Origin of the sequence: Chryseobacterium sp. WG14, from assembly GCF_024586945.1 — a bacterium.
GTDB lineage: Bacteria > Bacteroidota > Bacteroidia > Flavobacteriales > Weeksellaceae > Chryseobacterium.
Window position 1 is genome coordinate 85,155 of the sequence record NZ_JALCZD010000006.1, and the last position, 16,900, is coordinate 102,054.

Sequence of the window (16,900 nt, forward strand, 5' to 3'; positions counted from 1 at the left end):
ACTTGTGCTGTCTTATCTGTATTATTGCATTTCTGATATGAAAAAAACTATATATACCGTGTTTGTACTTTGTGGGGCTTTTATGTTTTCGCAGGAGAAGGTGAATGATACTGTTAAGGGAGCGAAGACCGAAGAGATTCAGGAAGTTATTGTAAAGGCACAACGTAAAAGACAGTTTGCAGATAAAGCAGTCTATACTTTTGACAAAGAAGCCCTGGAAAAAGCACGGTATGCAAAAGATCTGCTGCGTACGCTCCCGGAGCTGCAGCTTGATCCTGTAGCCAATACAATTACGAGTACAAAAGGAGGTACTGTATTATTTCTTATCAATGGCATTGAAGCTACGGATTTACAGATCCGCAGTGTAGCCCCCAGTGAGGTGGTAAAAGTGGAGTATTATGATATCCCACCAGCAAGATGGGCAACAAGAGCAGATACTGTTGTTAATATTCTGACAAGATCTACGGAAACGGGATATGTTTTTGGAGCTGATGTATCTTCAGCCTTTAATACAGGATTTGTGAATGGTGCTGCCTATGCCAATTATACCAAAGGGAAAAATAATTTCGGACTTGAATATTCCCTGAATTTAAGGGATTACGATGACAGAAGAGTAAACAGTATTTATGATTATCAGCTGAATGGAAAGCATTACCGTTCGGATGAAAACAGAACGGATCATTTTGGATATACTTTTCAGAATGTAGCATTGCGTTACACCAGGCTGGTTCCTGACAATTATGCTTTTCAGGCAAAGCTAAACATGGATATTTTCAGCAGGTTTTCAAAAGGGGTAGGGCAAAGTATCTTTACTGAAGATCAAGCTCATGAAGAACATGCGATGTTTAAAAATAACGGCTCAGATTATGTGATTCCTAAACTGGATTTATATTATTCAAAGAAAATAGGGGAAAAGGATGAGTTGAGTATTAATGTGGTAGGATCTCATTATACAACCAATACCTCGGAAACGGCAAAAGAATGGATCATAGGTTCCGGGCTTTCGGTATATGACAATGATATGACACTGAAAGCCAAGCAGACAAGTATTGTAGGGGAACTTGCCCATACTCATGATTTTGCAGCAGGAAAGCTTTCATCAGGGTATCGTATTTCAAGATCTTCCATCTCCAATGACCTTAATAATCTTGCCGGCTATTCTCAGTATAGTGTTACTTATCTTGAACAGTATTTTTATACCGAGTTTTCCGGGAAAATTGAAAAGTTTACTTACCGCCTTGGCGCCGGAATTACCAATATTCACAATAAAAGTGCTGAAAATACTTTTGATGAATGGACCTTTACTCCCAAAGTGATTTTAGGATATCAGCTGAAAAACAATCAAAGCTTCCGTTTTACAGGGAGCTACAGCCCGGTAAGTCCGTGGAGTAATGCGTTGAGCAGCAATGTGGTACAGCTGGCTCCGAATATTGTACAAAGGGGAAATCCTTTTTTACAATCACAGCAGGTTTTTTCGAATACATTAACGTATTCTTTTAATAATAAGCATTTTGATTTTAATGCTGTTTTATTTTACCGGTATACGGATAGGGTGATTAACCAATATTATGTTCATGATGCAGCATTAGATGGGTATGCACTGACTTATGAGAACGGAAAAAACGGCCAGAGGTACGGCGTACAGCTGACAGGATCTTATAAGCCTTTTGGCAACAGCCTGCTTGTCATAAAAGCGGTGATAACGCCTACTTCTGAAACGGTAAAAACAAATGCGGGAGCTTTGATTAAAAATAATTATTTAGGGAATTATTTTGTGCTGTCTTCTGAATATAAAGCTTTTTCACTTCAATATCAGTTCAATATTCCGGTGTACAGTCTGAGCGGAGCTTTCCTCAATACCAATGAAAATCAGAATAATATTTTTGTAAGCTATAAACATAAGAACTGGACCTTTTCTACAGGAATGTACTGGATGGGAATGCCTTCGGAATACAAAACGAAAAGTCTTCAGGAAAGCCTTGTGGATTACAGAGTTCATACACAGATTATGAATAACAAATCGATGTTTGTTTTGGGACTGAGCTATGATTTCTCAACAGGAAAGAAAACTGAGCTTCAAAGAAAACTTAATAATGAGACAGCTCCGGCTGCTACTTTTTAAATACTATTGACTCTATAAAAAACAGCCGCCTGATACAATCAGCCGGCTGTTTCTGTGCGTTAAATATATTTTATTTTAATTGCTGATGATCATTTTGCGGTAAGCATAAATATCTTCAATGGTTACGACGGTCATCCCTTTTTTGGTGGCAAAATCCACAATTTCGGGGAGTCTTGCCATAGAGCCGTCTTCATTGGTTAGTTCACAAAGGACCGCATCATCCCCAAGATTAGCCATTTTTACAAGATCTACACTGCCTTCCGTATGGCCCCGTCTTTCAAATACTCCGCCTTTTTTGGCGATTAAAGGAAATACATGTCCCGGGCTGGCAATATGGTCAGCCTGAGCATTGGCAGCAACAGCTGTCCTGATAGTGGTGACACGGTCTCTGGCTGAAACACCGGATTCAACACCATCTTTGGCTTCAATGGTAATGGTGAATGCCGTTTGATTTTTTGAATTGTTGTTTTCCACCATGGGACGTAAGTTGAGGTGTTTACTTTTTTCCTCAGAGATACACAGACAGACAATACCGCTGCATTCGCGGATCAGAAGCGCCATGTCTTTTTCTGTAATGGTGGACGCGGGATAGATGATATCGCCTTCATTTTCACGGTTTTCATCATCTACTAAAAGAATACCTTTTCCCTGTTGTAATGTTTGAAGTGCTTTTTCTACACGTTCTTTGGAGGTAGCTCCGAATTGTTCTAATAATTTTTCCATGTTATTTTACTTTTAAAAGTTAAAATAGTCTTCGGTACATGGAAATGAAATACGACACAATAAGAGCCCATAAGGAATCTTACTGATCATCTCATTTTCTTCTCCCATCCAGACTCTAACTGTCGGTTTTGGAATTTCACCAAATCAGTCCCTTCAAAAGAAAGGAGTCGCGGACTGTAACCGCCGGTAGGGAATTGCACCCTGCCCCGAAGAAAACTTATACTAAGTTTTGCTGTATGTTTTAATTTAAATTTTTATTTCATTGAATAGTATTTAACGCATAGACCGCTAATTTCGGGAAGTTTTTTGAATTGGAGAAGAAATTTCCGATACTTTTATCAATCAATTAAATGCATCTGTGAGGATGCTCCTTATTGATTTCTGAAGTTCTCTTTTCTTAATTTTCATATTCTTTTAGATAAGAAACTAATTTTTTTTCAACGAGATCAGATACAGAATTTGCTATTTTGATCGGCTTTGGAGGCTGATGCCCATGAGCGAGAATATAAACTTTCTGACTTTCCCAATGATATAACAACGGATCTCCATCTCCATAGATCCAAAATTCTCCTAAGACCAGATAGATTTTGCTTTGAATAATTTCAGTGTCGAGTTCTTCAAAATCAATGGTTAGCCCCTCAAGTTCAAGCCTTGATATATTCTGATAAAATAAAATCAGGTCCTCCGGGAACTGTATTGAAAGTTCTTTTTCTTTGTTTTGAATGCGCTCCTGGGATGCTCCTTTTTCAATATGATCAGAAGTACTGTAGGATTTTGTAAGTTGTTTAAGGAATCTTGGATAGATGTTTTTTAAATACCCAAACTGATTTTCCACTGTTTTTTGAAGCTGGCGTTCTCTTTCTTTTTCTGCTTTACAAAAGTCATTGAATTCTTTTTCCCAGCCTTTTTTATAAAGATCAGATAAATTAGGGCTTATTTTTTGTGACTGCAGCCAGTCAAAAGCGGCCAGCTGTCCAATATATAGATTTCTGGTGCCGCTGAAACTATCCTTAGGTTTCATACCAAGGAAAGCCCTTCTGCCACATATTTTTTCCACATTTTCTTTATGTTGCGCGAACCAATGTATCCATTCTTCAGCACTAAGTTTTGCTTCGGATAAAAGAATGAGTTTTTCCGTTATTTCTTCCAATATCATCTACGTAACATATTATTGTCTCAATATTTTCTCCATTTTCTTTCCTTTTGCCAATTCATCGATGAGTTTGTCCATATATCTGATATTTCTCATCAGTTCATCTTCAATTTCCTCTACCCGGTATCCACAAATGACCCCTTTGATCAGAGAAACATTAGGATGGATCTGAGGAGCCTTTTCAAAAAATGTTTTAAAATCAGTTTTTTGATCCAGGTGCTCCTGAAGTGCCTGTTCGTCATAGCCGGTCAGCCAGCAGATAATTTCATCGACTTCTGATTTTGTACGGCCTTTTTTTTCTGCTTTTTGAATGTAGTGTGGATAAACACTCGCAACAGATGTGGTAAATATCCGGGTGTTTTGCATGGGTTCTGTAGTTTAGATCAATTTTTTAATTACTTCACCAAGTAGAGCATTAAACTCATCAGGTTTTTCCAGCATAGGGTAGTGGCCAACTTCTGAAATAGTCACATAATCATAATCTTTCAGATATTTGCGGTTGTTTTCAAGATGGGTGGGAGAGGCATCAGAGTTAATGGCAACCACCGGTATCTGAATCTGTTCTGCAATTATTTTAAAATCTGTTTTGTATAATGGTTTGAGTAAATTAACTGCTGTTTCCGCTTCATTTTGAAGGAATTCATAGGAAAGTCTTTCTTTTACTTCAACAGGTGTTTTTTCTGTAAATAAATATTGAGGAAGAATATTTTCCACAGCATTTTTAAAATCATTACGGTAATGGGTAAACAGAAATTGCTCAACCTGTTCTTCTGTAAAAGATTCATCAAGATCTTTTAGGGTATCAATTAAAACAAGAGCCTTCACCTGTGGAATTTTTAATGCTGCTTCAAGCACGTAGGCTCCGGACATAGAGTGCCCCACAAGAATGATATCTGAGGAATGAATTTCATCTGCAACAGCTTTAATATCATTAGCATATTGCTCGCTTGTCCAATCCTGTCTTGATGCATCAGATTTCCCATGGCCGGCTAAATCAAGCTGCACAATATGGTATTGATCTTTAAAATAGATCTGTTGGCTTTCCCACCATTGAGCATTTCCCAACCAGCCATGTACAAAGATGACTGATATTTTTCCGCTTCCGGATTCTTTATAATAAATTTTTTGTCCGTCTGCTGAGACTGCGTATTTTTCCATATAAGTAGTTGTAATGGTTTGTAGTTTATGTTAAATAAAGCTTTAGATGTCATAGGATCTGGATCTAAAACTTACCATTTCCAGATCTGTGGTTCATCTTTCCAGATCAGTAACCTGAATTCTTCATAATGTTTTCCGTTACCTATGGTATGGGTGTCTCTCTGACCTTTATTAAGTCTTAGCTTATGTAAAATCCCGGAATGGGCAGCTACCCAAAGTGTTTCCTCATTGTCTGAAATAGTCATTCCGGAAATTGTTGATCCCAGGAAATACCTCCAAAGCTGGTTTCCGTTTTTGTCAAATGCTTTGATATAGCCATAGGCATCACCAAGAATATAATGGTCATTCATAGCCACTCCTGCATAGATTCTCATCTCTTCATCAATGAAAGTGAAATCATCACTTTCTGTGTATGCCTCGATATCTGCTCCTACATACTGATCTGAATTGATTCCGATGGTGATGCCATTATAGAAGTGACAGGAATTGGTAATCAGTTGGCTGTCATCTTTTGCAAACAGACAAAAATGAGGATAGGAAGATTGTGGCCCGATAGATCCTAACGTATTTCCTTCCGCATCTAATATTCTGTGATCATAGCCCTGATCGCCCACAGCAATATAAGTATTGTCATGAGATAAAGCTGCGTTCTCCATGTCAATTTGCGAAGTCCAGTCTTCATCATTGTCTTCATTGACTGGGTGAATAAGTTTTTTGTCTTCTTTGGATATCAGATGGATTCCGTTTGAAGAAACGATAAGAACTTTACTTCCATCATTGAAGGGTATCATCTCTGTAATTCCGGAATCTTCGGTTTCACTGAGCGTAAACTCATTGATGATTTCTCCGTTCCAATCTTTATAAACAGATATTTTTCCGGGAGTGGCTATGGCAAAAATATTTCCCTGTTTAGATTTTCCAATGGCATGAATAGATTCATCCAGCATTGTGATGTTATCATGATCAAGTACATAAGCCTGTCTTTTTTCATATGAGGTACCGGTAAGGAAAACAATTTTCTGACCACTAATGAAATGTAACTGCTCAATACTTTGAGATTTTTCTTTCATTAATGGAATAATTGGAGTGTGGGCCGGTGGAAACTGTGCTCTGAATAGCTCTGTTTCGCCATTTTGATTGGCTATTGTAAGTAATTCAAATACTTCCGGGGCTAAATGGGCTCTTTTATCCTCCGGTTCATCACCTTTCCAGTTTTCCCAGCCGTTTTTTTCGCCAAACTCAACCATTTCATTAATTTCTTTAGCATAGCGTTCTCCTTCTGAGAACCATTCTTTTTGGATCGTAGTATTGTACATTGAAAAGTATATTTTATGATTTTGCTATTCTGATTGATCATCTGTAGGAGATGTAAAGGTGAATCAGAAAACAACAGATGATCTTACGGTAAGTAAATATAAATATTTTTATTTGAAAGAGGTTCGTTTTTGATGTTCACCCCAGATTTTTATACTGCTTCCTTTTAGCAACAGGGGATTAAGTGTACCCTTTTTCTGTGCAATAAATGTAAAGCTCATGGTACTGAGTTTTTCTTTAGGGTTAAATAATAATTTTTCCCATGCTATCTGATAATCTCCATCAGCATTAATCCTTATAGTGTCTGTAGGTCCTTCTATAAAAGAATGAATGTTAGTATTCTCCTTGTTTTCTATTTCAACACTTTTTGAAATGCAGAGTCTATTTACATCATACAGATTGGACCACTGTATAGAAAAGTCCTGGTTCAGAGAAGCTTCCTTGTTATAGATAATATTGTTGGGACTACTCGTGGTAAGTGCGGTAGCATTTCCGAGAAAGAACTTCTTGCCATTGGCCAATTGTATCTGAAGATCATACTGCCCGTTTTCAGGCTGTATATGTTCAATTCGGTAATAGTGTTTTTTGGTATAATATAAGTTTTGCATGATTTGGTAATCTGTTGCCTTTTGATTGACCCAAATGTTGATAGACTCGTTGCCTATCTCTTTATTTTTTTTATCATATAAAATTACAGTAACGATATTATCATTTTTATCTGTTAAGCTTTGATAAATTTCAATTTCCGCCTTTACCTCAGAAATAGCTGTGATTTTTGACGCAGGTGCCGGACCGGAACAAGAGTACAATAGAAAATAGCTGCAGAATAGCAATACTGGAGACTTTATCATATTCATCGTTTATTTAATTTTTATTCACTATTATATCTTTCAATTCAAAAGGGATTCTCCTGATGGACTGTTCATTTTCTATCATGAGCTCCACATTGGTTTGATCTTTCTCGGAAGAAGACATGTCACGCTTTAATTTAACCAGTTTATAAATAATGCCTGTTTTTTTATCATGTAAGGTTAAGGTATTGTACCCGGGGTCCATATCGTCGTTGATGAAATATATGAGTTTTTGCTTATTGTTATACCTGTACGCATACATAATATCAAAGCTTTCGAAGTCTATTTTTGCATAATCTTTATCATCATCCAATCTATATTGGAAATCAGGAAAAACCTTGTTGATGGCTGTGGAATCCAGGATGCTAAAATAAAGGGATGGACTTTTTTCTGTTATTTTTTTATCAATCAGATTCGTGTTTCGGACTATATTTTTAAGAGGACCTAAATTAAAGTATGAGTTGTTTGCTTCTGATGGCGTAAAATAATTAAGGATTCCGGATATGTCTATTGCTTTGAACTTTTTATCAGGAATGTAATAATGTTTTATTTTATTTGTTCCATTGTTGTAATTATAATTTAAAGGATATTCTTTACTTTCTTTCAGTATGTTCTTTTTATGGTCTGTAACCATCATTGTATCCAGATCTATGAGGTCAAATTTACCGGTTGGTTTATCTATTTCTATACCGATCTCAATAAAATTTTCATGTTGGGAAGCGTGGGATAATGTTATTTTATCCTGTGACAAACACGGAATATAAAAAAGAATGAACAAAATAAAGAGATGATTTTTCATTACTAACTGGATTGGTTTTCTGTAGTAAGGTACAAAAATTCCTGTCTGTTATTTTTTTTAACCCGATTCAAATCTGCTTAAGGGTCATTAATATCTTGTTATAGGTACTGCCAAAAAATAAACACCACATTAATGCAGTGTTTATTTTTTTTTGGATTTAATTTTTATTCTTTGATTTTATATTGATAATAATGACGGCGTATGAATTTCCTGAGGTATCCTTTATTTCGCATTTGAAATAAATAAGATCTTTTAAAAACTTTTGATGGAAAACTTCGATCATAAATCCTTTTCCTGTTGGCATAGCCTTAGAAGCGTAGCCTTCCAAACTGTCTATCTCGTAGGAGTCTTTATTTTCCAGGAAATTGAATATCTCTTTTAATACGCAGTTCGCAACAAATACAAAGGGTACAATAGGATAATTTTCAAAATGGCCCTTACATTGATTGGGAGTAAAAGGCATTATTGAGATCGTGAACTGATGCTTGTCTTCTGTGCGGATGATCTGGCATTCCGGAAGCTTCTCATCATGATATTCTACAGGAGTGTTATTGAAATAATCTTTATAAAAAAGTTTGAATGTATCCTCTGCTATGATATAATAATCCAATTCGAAAGAGTATACGATTTCTCCTGAATGGGTGTCTTTTACATTTAAGTGAGATTTACCTTTTCTATTGGATTCAAGGAAGCTCTCACAGACAACTGATACCGTATCAAGGGCAGTCTTATAAGATAATTTTCTAATCCTCAGTTTTTCGCCTAAAAAATAAATTTTTTCTTTTGAGGTGTTATTTAAAAGTTGGTATAGACTGCAGCTTCCCAAAGATGCCAGTATTTTTAATAAATTGGAAAAATTTTCATTTTTGAAATTGCAGTCTGTTATTTCTGTTTCTATTCTATGGTTATTAACAATGATGTTTTCAGGAATAGAAATGTAAGGAGCTGTCTCCCCTATGTAGGGGATAATGTTTTCTTGAATGTCGGTTGTTTTCATGGGAATAAAAGTGTTGGGTTATTAAATTTATTTTCATTTGTTTATAGAATCTTTTTGTGTTTGATAAGGGGATGTGAACGAAGTTATTATCATTCAGTTTTACAATTTTGATAAGAAATCCGTAAGTACGAAAAACTGATATTAGGTTTTTGAACTTTTTTGCAGTATAAATTTTATTTTATTATTATATTTCTTTATTTGGTGATTTTTTTTGTTATTGCAATTTACAAAAAACAATAATAAATAATTATGAATAAAAATATTTTATATGTGTAATGGTATTGAAGGGATCTTATTTTTAATAGAATCCATGAAGCGATTGTGGATAAGTTATCTACAATGTTTAAAATATATACGTCAATAAAGGATCTCACTGCCTGGATTTTAGAACATTTTTTGTAGGCTGGATTTTAGGTGATAAAAAAGTTATCCACATTTTATTCACAGCAATTGATGTGTTTAGAAAAATACGATTTTAATCTTGCGGAAAAGCTTAGTGTAAGATAAATATATTTTGCAGGTATCGTAGTTGGAGCTGAAACCTCATAGGTTTGTTGTGATGTTTTGGAGACTGTAGAGAAATTATTTTTGATCTTTATAAATATTCCAGAAATTAAAATCTGTCATTGGGGCGTCCGTTATTCCTATATTTCTTCCCATTGTTACAATCTGCCCACGGTGAAAAGTTCCATGGATAATAATATGTTGAATATATTCATATTTTGTAAAATCACATTGGAACCATTGGGATTCAACTTTTATATTTTTTTCCAGATCCTCTTCAGATAAGTTTTCTACATAATCCACAAGCTTTTGTGAGTTGTTTCTTAAGGCGTTAAAAACCTCTTCTTTACTATCTGTAGCTGCCGTCTGTGCAAAATCAAAGTCATTATTTTCAGAAATATAACTCCACCAGTATTCCTGGGTCTGCCAGATATGGTGTAATGTTTTCAGGATGGTCGGAAAACTTGAAATGGTTTCCTGGTTAAGCTGTTCATCGGATTTTGTGGATAACCAGTCAAGATATTTGTTGAATACCCAGGTGTTGTACTGAACGCTTTTGGTGACTAATGTTTTTAAGCTCATAATAGTTTATATTTTGGTTGGTTTATATTCAATTTTATGGGCCAAAGTGCCTATCAAAGTACATCCATGATTTTCAATCATATATACAATTAAAATACTCCCAAATTAATAAAAAAGATAATATGAAAAATACTATCTGTTAAAAAAGGAAAAGGCTTTTATAGTTTTGAACATCGCTGTGAATTTGGATTTCTGCTCTTATTCTTTTAGCTGTTATTTTCAACGAAAAAAAACTACAGTCTATTATTCACAGAGAAGTATTTAGAAACAATTTGTTTTCTATATCCTGAGTATTATATTTTCCATACATTTCCTTTATTTCGTTAAACCATTTTGATTTTTTAAATTTTTCAGGACTAATTGCAGACCGTACAGAATTAGAATAGTAAACCTGTTTATCTAGTAAAAGTTTAAAACGAATCCGAGTTTGAAACTCTCCGGAATATCTCCGAGAAGACAGCCTTATTATTTGTTGAGGAAAAAATAACATTGTTTTATCATAGCTATTACCACAGGTAGAATATCCCCAAAATTCGATGGGTTGCCATTGTTTATCTTTGGTTAAAGCTTCCTGGATAAGGTATAAACTATTGTCTTGAGGAATTAGTTGTATGTTTTTATTTTGGTTGTTTTTTATATAAATAGAATGAATGGAATCATTGTCTGTTTTAATAATGAGCTGAATCAATTTTTTTTCATTTTTAGGAAATAATTTTTTAATCTTTTGATCAGCAACAAAATGAGAGTCAATACTGTTTTGATTGGTAAACATCTCAGTAGATAAATTTTGTGCATTGAAATCTCGATTCACAAGCAAAAGAATAATAATAAAAATCTTCAATATGATTGGGTTGTTTTTCATAAATAGATCAGTTACAAGATGATAATCTAAGTTAATTAATCGATCATTAATAAATTATTTTTTAACCTCTTTTACTCTATAGATTTCCAAGTAGAAGTTATTAACCGATAGGCTAATATATCATTAATTTCAAAAGCTTTTTTAGGGTATACAAAACCACTTTTAATTTTAAAATAAGGCTGTGGGTAGTAAATTTCTTGGCATTTTTTATCACAATTTCCAAGGTTAATTTTCATAGAATCATCTTGATTAAAAGTTCCACCATATTGAAGTAAGCAATCCATTTCTTTTTCAACAGATTGATAGTCTTCCTTATCAGGATTATAAATCTTTGCTGTAGAAAAAGTAATCACAACGAAACAGCAAAGAATAATGATATAAGATATTCCTTCGCTGTCAAAAACAGGATAATTAAAGAAAACGGCAGCCAGAATTATACAGCTAATAATAATTATTTTTTTCATGAGTGAGGAGTATAAATAAGCTGTACCACTCCGGATTTAAAAACATTGGTTTTTATTAATTTTAAATTGAGTCGCTCTTTTAAATCCTTAAACAGAGGCTTTCCACTACCTAAAGCAATTGGATGGACAGAAATTCTGTAAACATCGATCAGGTTGTCCTGGATAAAAGTTGTAATGAGATTTGCCCCTCCATATAACCAGATATTTTTTCCACCTTGTTTTTTGATTTCTGAAACCTGTTCTTTAATGTCAGCATTGATAAAGGTTGCATTTTTATCTTCTCTGTGTTGGCTTGAAAACACAAATTTATTTTTTGAGTGAACAGCTTCCCAAAGTTTTTGCTCTTCCGGAGTAGCATTTTCTTCCGGGTGATAATTTCCCCAGGCATCATAGCTTACTCTTCCATAAAAAATAGTGTCAATACTTGAGAGAAAACCGTCAAAATCCATGTCATCATCCATAATACACCAGTTGGTTTCTCCGTTGGGGCCTTCAATAAACCCGTCTAAAGTGATGGCTAAATCTAATACTACTTGTTTCATTTTAAAATGGGGATTTTATTTTTTTACTTTTTAACTGAAATACATTCCCTTCAGGATCTGTTCCGTCACATAACCAAAAATCATAGTTTTCAAATGTTTTGATTTTTCTCATCTGAACATTTTTTGAAAGAAGTTCATTCCTGGCAGATTCTATATCAAGGTCAACTGTAAAAACTATTTTGGTATTGTTGTCATATAGATATCCTTCATCTATTTTTTCAAGATACTGATCTCCGATTTTATGAAATGCCAGGTTTACACCTCCTGCATCCAGGAGTACCCAAACAGGATCTTCTTCAATGACTTTCACATTAAAGTTTTCAACATAAAAGTTTTTCATCACTTCAATGTTTTTTACATAAAATAGGATGGTATCCAGCTTTGTGTTCATTGTTAAGATCGTATTCTAGTATGTTTTTTAACGAGGAACGTTATTAATTCAGAGATCTAAATTAATAAAAAAATTCACAAAATGAGGCAATGAAGATAAATTGGGACAAGTAGTAATCCTTTGAATTTATGGAAGGAGCCAAAACCGCCAACCACTCCAATATTGGTTGTAATTTTTTTCAAAACCTAAAAGACTGCTACGATCAGGTAATTTATTTTTATAAAGATAAACATCGAATTTTGTTTCATTTTCAAATTCTATTAATTCTTCACTTTTTAAATCAAGGATAAAATATTGGTTTGAATAATCATAGAAATTACTTTGTAGGTTCCCTAAAAGTTTATCACTAACAATTAGAAACTCTGTCGTTTCAAGTGGTGATTGGTTTTCCGTTTGTATATCTTCTATGGATGCGACTGGGACCCAGTCAATATTTTCCAGAGCTAACCCCTTTTTTAACGGAATACGGGCACTATCTCCAAACCCATGATTTCCCCAATGGGTAAACATAAAAATGAATAAAAGAATATAAATCAAAAGATTCATCTTTAACCATAGTTTAAAATCTTTGGTCTGCTTTTTACTGAACATTTTAATAACAATAAACAGTACTAAGGAGTATACGACACTGAGTATTACAATTTTTACGATCTCAAAAAGAAAATGAATCAATACTTCCATGCCGGATAATTAAAAAAGTTACGTTATAAAGTTAAAATATCAATTCACCTTCTCCGTATAACCAGAATTTTCCAATTCTTTCATTGTATGCAAAAGGTCTTTTTTCATAAGGAAATACTTCCTGTTGAGAAGGTAAGGGTAGACATTAATGGCTCTCATCAGAAGCTGCAGATTGGTATCAATATAATGGTCATTGTTGAAGTACATTAAATTGTTGTCAATATAGTAGTGCAGATCTTTTATTTCCTGTTCTTCCAGATAAAATGAGATAGCAGTATTTTCTAAATAAGGCCTGATTTCATTTTTTAATGTATCCTCCAATGGTTTTAGATTCAGGAAATTTCGTTTGATCTGCTCAGGCATCGTTTTCGTGCTCATAAAGGCTGCTGCCTGAGCAATATCTGTATAAACCTTTAATTTTTCCTCATAGCTGTTGTCATATGCTGAAAGAAGCTGATAAGCATTTATAAATTCAGCTTTTTTACCGGAATCATTTGAGGAGGAAAAGAAATAGTGATAAATGTCGGAATCATTCTGCTGAATTTGTTTTTGTATTTCAGAAATAGAATGGTCAATTTCAGGAATCAGTTTTTTAGCTTCCTGAGCAGTATACTTCTTTCCGTCGTAATCAAATGTTTTTAAAACCAATTCTTTATTGACAATAGCTTCAATTGTTTTTTTATCACTTTCAAGAGCGATCAGGGTATAGACTAATTCTACTTTTTCTTTGCTGAAAAGATCATCAAAAAGAAGATCTTTTGTGGTAGTGTTTTCCTGAATGGTAAAATCAGGGTTTTTGTTATCGTAATAACTGTTGAAAATTTTGTCGAAAGAATCCCTGTTGTATTGTTCCTCAAATTCTGTTTTAAAAACGTTCAGTTCCAGTTCAGTTCTTTCTTTTTGGTATTTAACCCTTGAAAAGAGCTTTGCAGTAAGTTTTTCTTCAGTTTTTTCAAAATCCTGGAATAAGTTTTTGGCGTGTCCGTTGTCGGTATCCTTTATAATATTAAGATTTCGAAGTCTTGCGATACGCTCTTCATGAGAAGGGTGCGATGCCCATTGGTTCTCAATCATCAATTTAGACTTGTTAAAAAGGCCAGATTCTGAAAGTTTTACATTAGGAAGATCATGTTTCATTTCCAGTTCATTTTGTGTGGCCAGAAAATTCATCACAAAAGACTGTTCTTTATAAATGTTTTTGCTCGCCTGATTTTTGGAAACCTTGGCATCGTAAAAACTAATCACATTGTTATAGGAGTTGCTTGCCAGTTCTATTCTGAGAAGAGATTCTTCCAATGAAACGGAACCTGCAATATGGGCAGCCACTTCATCGGCATGAAACTCCATTTCTCGGGAAAGCGCCATATGACGGATATTGACAAAAGAATACATTTTCGAAAGAACCCATTGTATTTTATTGGTTATAAAAAGGGAAATCGCTGCAAAAATGGAAAAATAACCACTCATACTTGCCCAGCTTTCTATAGAGTTCCGGTAGGATTGATCATCATTAACAAGATTAAAAATAATCTGGTTCACGTTATACACATAGCTTCCCACCTTCATAGAACGCTGCGAAAAATGTCCGAACTCATGGGCAAGAACAGCTTTTAATTCCTGTTTAGTAGAGGTGTTGATTAATCCAACGCCTATGGTCAGATTTTTTTTTATTGGAAGAAACATACTCCAAAAACTTGAATCATAAAAAACACTGGCATTTACATCATAGGATAGATATACTTTTTTAGGGAAATCCGTTTCAGCTTCTTTTACAATTTCATCAATCATTTTAAAAAGCTCAGGTTCCTGTGTTCTTGTAATTTCTGTAAGATAACTTCTGTCGTTGATATGTTTCTTGAATAAAAATTTGATGATAAAAAAGAAAACACAAACGCCTGTTCCTGCAGCTCCTACTCCCAACATGAGGGTTAAGAACATGGGTTTGGTGATGATAAGTAAGATCCCTCCACCAATACAGGCTACAGCCAAAATAATGGTAAAAAGAAACATAAGGATATATACAAGAACGAAAATGCTAATCGCAAGAATAGCGGATTTACTCTTCTTTTTGAAATCTTCAGAAACCTGAATGTACATGGCAATAATTTTTTACAATAATACATTCATAAAGTTAACAAAACAAAAAACCACTTCAAAAAATTAGAGTGGTTTCTGAGCTTTCCTATCATTTCCTATTCTCCAGGTAAGAAAACTAGCTGTTGATACTGTTTACGTCCTTTTCCGCTGCCCAGCTGTCAAATGCCGTGGCTGCGCTTCCTATTTCTATAATCCGGTCTTTATGAATCATAACTCCCAACCCATGTTCGCTGTCCCAGGAACACGAAAAGCCTAAACCGATGTATGGGTAGTGATCTCTAACTATTGAGGTAATATAAAAATAAGTGGGTGATAAAAGACTGGCAAAACCTTGTATATCTTTTAAATCAGGCATGAAATCAGTTTTATCTTCTTCAGAATAGTTGTAATTTTTTTGTAAATCAGGGTACTGTTTTAAAAGATCAGTCAATATTTTTTCTAGGATGATTTCCTGGTTTTCTTGTAAATATTCTAATCCGTTTTGCTGTTCCTGGGTTGGCTCGTCCATATATTCATCTTCCTCATCCAGGAGTTCATAATAAAATTCAGGATCTTCCTGATCGAAGAAAGTCTGCCAATACTTCAGTTCGATACTAAGATCGAGATAGTCATCATCACTTTCTGCATGATCAGGCAAGTCTCTTGGCTCATCAAGATGTTTATTGAAAAATTCATAGCAAAAAGGGGCCCTTGAAAAAATATAATCCTGATTTTCAGCATAACATAAATTGAAATACTCCAGGGCTTTTTCTTCATTGCCACATTCCAGGCAGCATTCTCCGGTATAATAATTCCGGATATAAGAAGCATCTTTCTGAGCAGCGGAATGGCGGTCTGAAATCTCCAGCCACCTCATCATATTTTCAAAATCTTTTTCCCGGATGTATTCGTTGATCATCCGGCTGCTTATAATGTAAGCCTGATAAATATCATATTTTTTATCATCAGCTTCTTCCCATTTTTCCTCTATAAAACTGATGAATTCTTCTCCGGTGATTGTAGAGGTTTTGAGCATCGACTTTTCTAAAAATGTATCGATTTCGTTAATTACCTTTTCAGCATTTGACATTAGTGTTTTATTTTTTTTTAATAAAAATATCTTAGTTTTTTAGGTTAGCTTTCCATTGCTATATCATCTAGTAGTCCATTTTCGTCGGTATTGATTACCACCAGATAATCTGTAACTTCAAATTTTTCCTGCTGCTTTTGTCTCAGCTCATTTAGGATTTGTTTTCTTCGCTCTTTTTCATTTTTGTCCATACAGTATGTTTTAGTGTTGTTTGTTTCATCGTAGCATTCACACTATTTCAATGTTTTTCTTTTTCAATAACAAACCAGTCGTCTAATACTTCACCATCCAAATCTGTTTCCAGTTCGTAATAACCAATGGGTTCTAAATTGTCAAGATAAATTTCGTTTTCAATATACAACCCTATTCTTGTTCTAATAATAGAGCTACCGAAACGCCTGTCAATAAGATATTGGTATCCGTCAAACATTGTTTTAATTTCCTGTTGTTCGAAGCCACATAAAAAATTCTTATCGGCAGCATTGTTTAAAAATATATAAGTAAGACTCTCAAATGCTGTTTTTTTTAATTCTAATCCCGTAACTCTTTCTTTCAGTAATAATTCAATGTCCTGAGCTTTCATATCATATT

The 16,900-nt window shown here is 34.3% G+C and carries 19 protein-coding genes and 1 riboswitch; of the genes, 1 reads left to right on the top strand and 18 read right to left on the bottom strand.

Going from position 1 to position 16,900, the window contains the following annotated elements:
• Positions 1–37: 37 nt before the first annotated feature.
• Positions 38–2,122, top strand: a complete 2,085-nt coding sequence (locus MP478_RS12075; RefSeq protein WP_257200579.1) for an outer membrane beta-barrel protein — start codon at positions 38–40, stop codon at positions 2,120–2,122.
• A gap of 75 nt (positions 2,123–2,197) precedes the next feature.
• Here MP478_RS12075 and ribB read toward each other — a convergent pair whose 3' ends face one another.
• From ribB to MP478_RS12165, 18 genes are all read right to left on the bottom strand, one after another.
• Positions 2,198–2,845, bottom strand: a complete 648-nt coding sequence (gene ribB / locus MP478_RS12080; protein ID WP_257200580.1) for a 3,4-dihydroxy-2-butanone-4-phosphate synthase — start codon at positions 2,843–2,845, stop codon at positions 2,198–2,200.
• A gap of 92 nt (positions 2,846–2,937) precedes the next feature.
• Positions 2,938–3,063: riboswitch (FMN riboswitch) on the bottom strand.
• 179 nt (positions 3,064–3,242) lie between these two features.
• Complete coding sequence (locus MP478_RS12085) at positions 3,243–4,001, bottom strand: SMI1/KNR4 family protein (protein WP_257200581.1); 759 nt, start codon at positions 3,999–4,001, stop codon at positions 3,243–3,245.
• Positions 4,002–4,013: 12 nt separating this feature from the next.
• Positions 4,014–4,364, bottom strand: coding sequence for a DUF2200 domain-containing protein (locus MP478_RS12090; protein WP_257200582.1), 351 nt, complete (start codon positions 4,362–4,364; stop codon positions 4,014–4,016).
• A gap of 12 nt (positions 4,365–4,376) precedes the next feature.
• The gene (locus MP478_RS12095) at positions 4,377–5,156 is read right to left on the bottom strand and encodes an alpha/beta fold hydrolase (protein WP_257200583.1); all 780 of its coding nucleotides are present in this window, start codon (positions 5,154–5,156) and stop codon (positions 4,377–4,379) included.
• A gap of 71 nt (positions 5,157–5,227) precedes the next feature.
• The gene (locus MP478_RS12100; protein WP_257200584.1) at positions 5,228–6,472 is read right to left on the bottom strand and encodes a hypothetical protein; all 1,245 of its coding nucleotides are present in this window, start codon (positions 6,470–6,472) and stop codon (positions 5,228–5,230) included.
• Positions 6,473–6,580: 108 nt separating this feature from the next.
• Positions 6,581–7,321 (bottom strand): hypothetical protein, encoded by a 741-nt coding sequence (locus MP478_RS12105; RefSeq protein WP_257200585.1) that lies wholly within the window; start codon positions 7,319–7,321, stop codon positions 6,581–6,583.
• 13 nt (positions 7,322–7,334) lie between these two features.
• Positions 7,335–8,120, bottom strand: a complete 786-nt coding sequence (locus MP478_RS12110) for a hypothetical protein (RefSeq protein WP_257200586.1) — start codon at positions 8,118–8,120, stop codon at positions 7,335–7,337.
• Between the two features lie 157 nt (positions 8,121–8,277).
• Positions 8,278–9,117 (bottom strand): hypothetical protein, encoded by an 840-nt coding sequence (locus tag MP478_RS12115; protein ID WP_257200587.1) that lies wholly within the window; start codon positions 9,115–9,117, stop codon positions 8,278–8,280.
• A 582-nt stretch (positions 9,118–9,699) separates the two neighbouring features.
• The gene (locus tag MP478_RS12120; RefSeq protein WP_257200588.1) at positions 9,700–10,203 is read right to left on the bottom strand and encodes a DinB family protein; all 504 of its coding nucleotides are present in this window, start codon (positions 10,201–10,203) and stop codon (positions 9,700–9,702) included.
• 247 nt (positions 10,204–10,450) lie between these two features.
• Positions 10,451–11,065 carry a hypothetical protein gene (locus MP478_RS12125; protein ID WP_257189810.1) on the bottom strand — a complete coding sequence of 205 codons (615 nt, stop codon included), beginning with the start codon at positions 11,063–11,065 and terminating at the stop codon, positions 10,451–10,453.
• A 71-nt stretch (positions 11,066–11,136) separates the two neighbouring features.
• Positions 11,137–11,529: a hypothetical protein gene (locus MP478_RS12130; protein ID WP_257189809.1), complete on the bottom strand. Its 393-nt coding sequence runs from the start codon at positions 11,527–11,529 to the stop codon at positions 11,137–11,139.
• On the bottom strand, positions 11,526–12,071 hold the full coding sequence (locus MP478_RS12135; RefSeq protein WP_257200589.1) for a dihydrofolate reductase family protein: 546 nt from the start codon (positions 12,069–12,071) through the stop codon (positions 11,526–11,528). The genes MP478_RS12130 and MP478_RS12135 overlap by 4 nt, the downstream gene beginning before the upstream one ends.
• A gap of 1 nt (position 12,072) precedes the next feature.
• Positions 12,073–12,462 (bottom strand): VOC family protein, encoded by a 390-nt coding sequence (locus MP478_RS12140; protein WP_257200590.1) that lies wholly within the window; start codon positions 12,460–12,462, stop codon positions 12,073–12,075.
• A 126-nt stretch (positions 12,463–12,588) separates the two neighbouring features.
• Positions 12,589–13,143 carry a hypothetical protein gene (locus tag MP478_RS12145; protein WP_257200591.1) on the bottom strand — a complete coding sequence of 185 codons (555 nt, stop codon included), beginning with the start codon at positions 13,141–13,143 and terminating at the stop codon, positions 12,589–12,591.
• Between the two features lie 39 nt (positions 13,144–13,182).
• Positions 13,183–15,240 carry a M48 family metalloprotease gene (locus tag MP478_RS12150; protein WP_257189806.1) on the bottom strand — a complete coding sequence of 686 codons (2,058 nt, stop codon included), beginning with the start codon at positions 15,238–15,240 and terminating at the stop codon, positions 13,183–13,185.
• A gap of 115 nt (positions 15,241–15,355) precedes the next feature.
• Positions 15,356–16,309, bottom strand: coding sequence for a hypothetical protein (locus MP478_RS12155; protein WP_257200592.1), 954 nt, complete (start codon positions 16,307–16,309; stop codon positions 15,356–15,358).
• Between the two features lie 44 nt (positions 16,310–16,353).
• Entirely contained in the window at positions 16,354–16,500 is a 147-nt protein-coding gene (locus tag MP478_RS12160; protein WP_257200593.1) for a hypothetical protein, read from the bottom strand.
• 47 nt (positions 16,501–16,547) lie between these two features.
• Positions 16,548–16,892: a hypothetical protein gene (locus tag MP478_RS12165; protein WP_257200594.1), complete on the bottom strand. Its 345-nt coding sequence runs from the start codon at positions 16,890–16,892 to the stop codon at positions 16,548–16,550.
• Between the last annotated feature and the right edge of the window lie 8 nt (positions 16,893–16,900).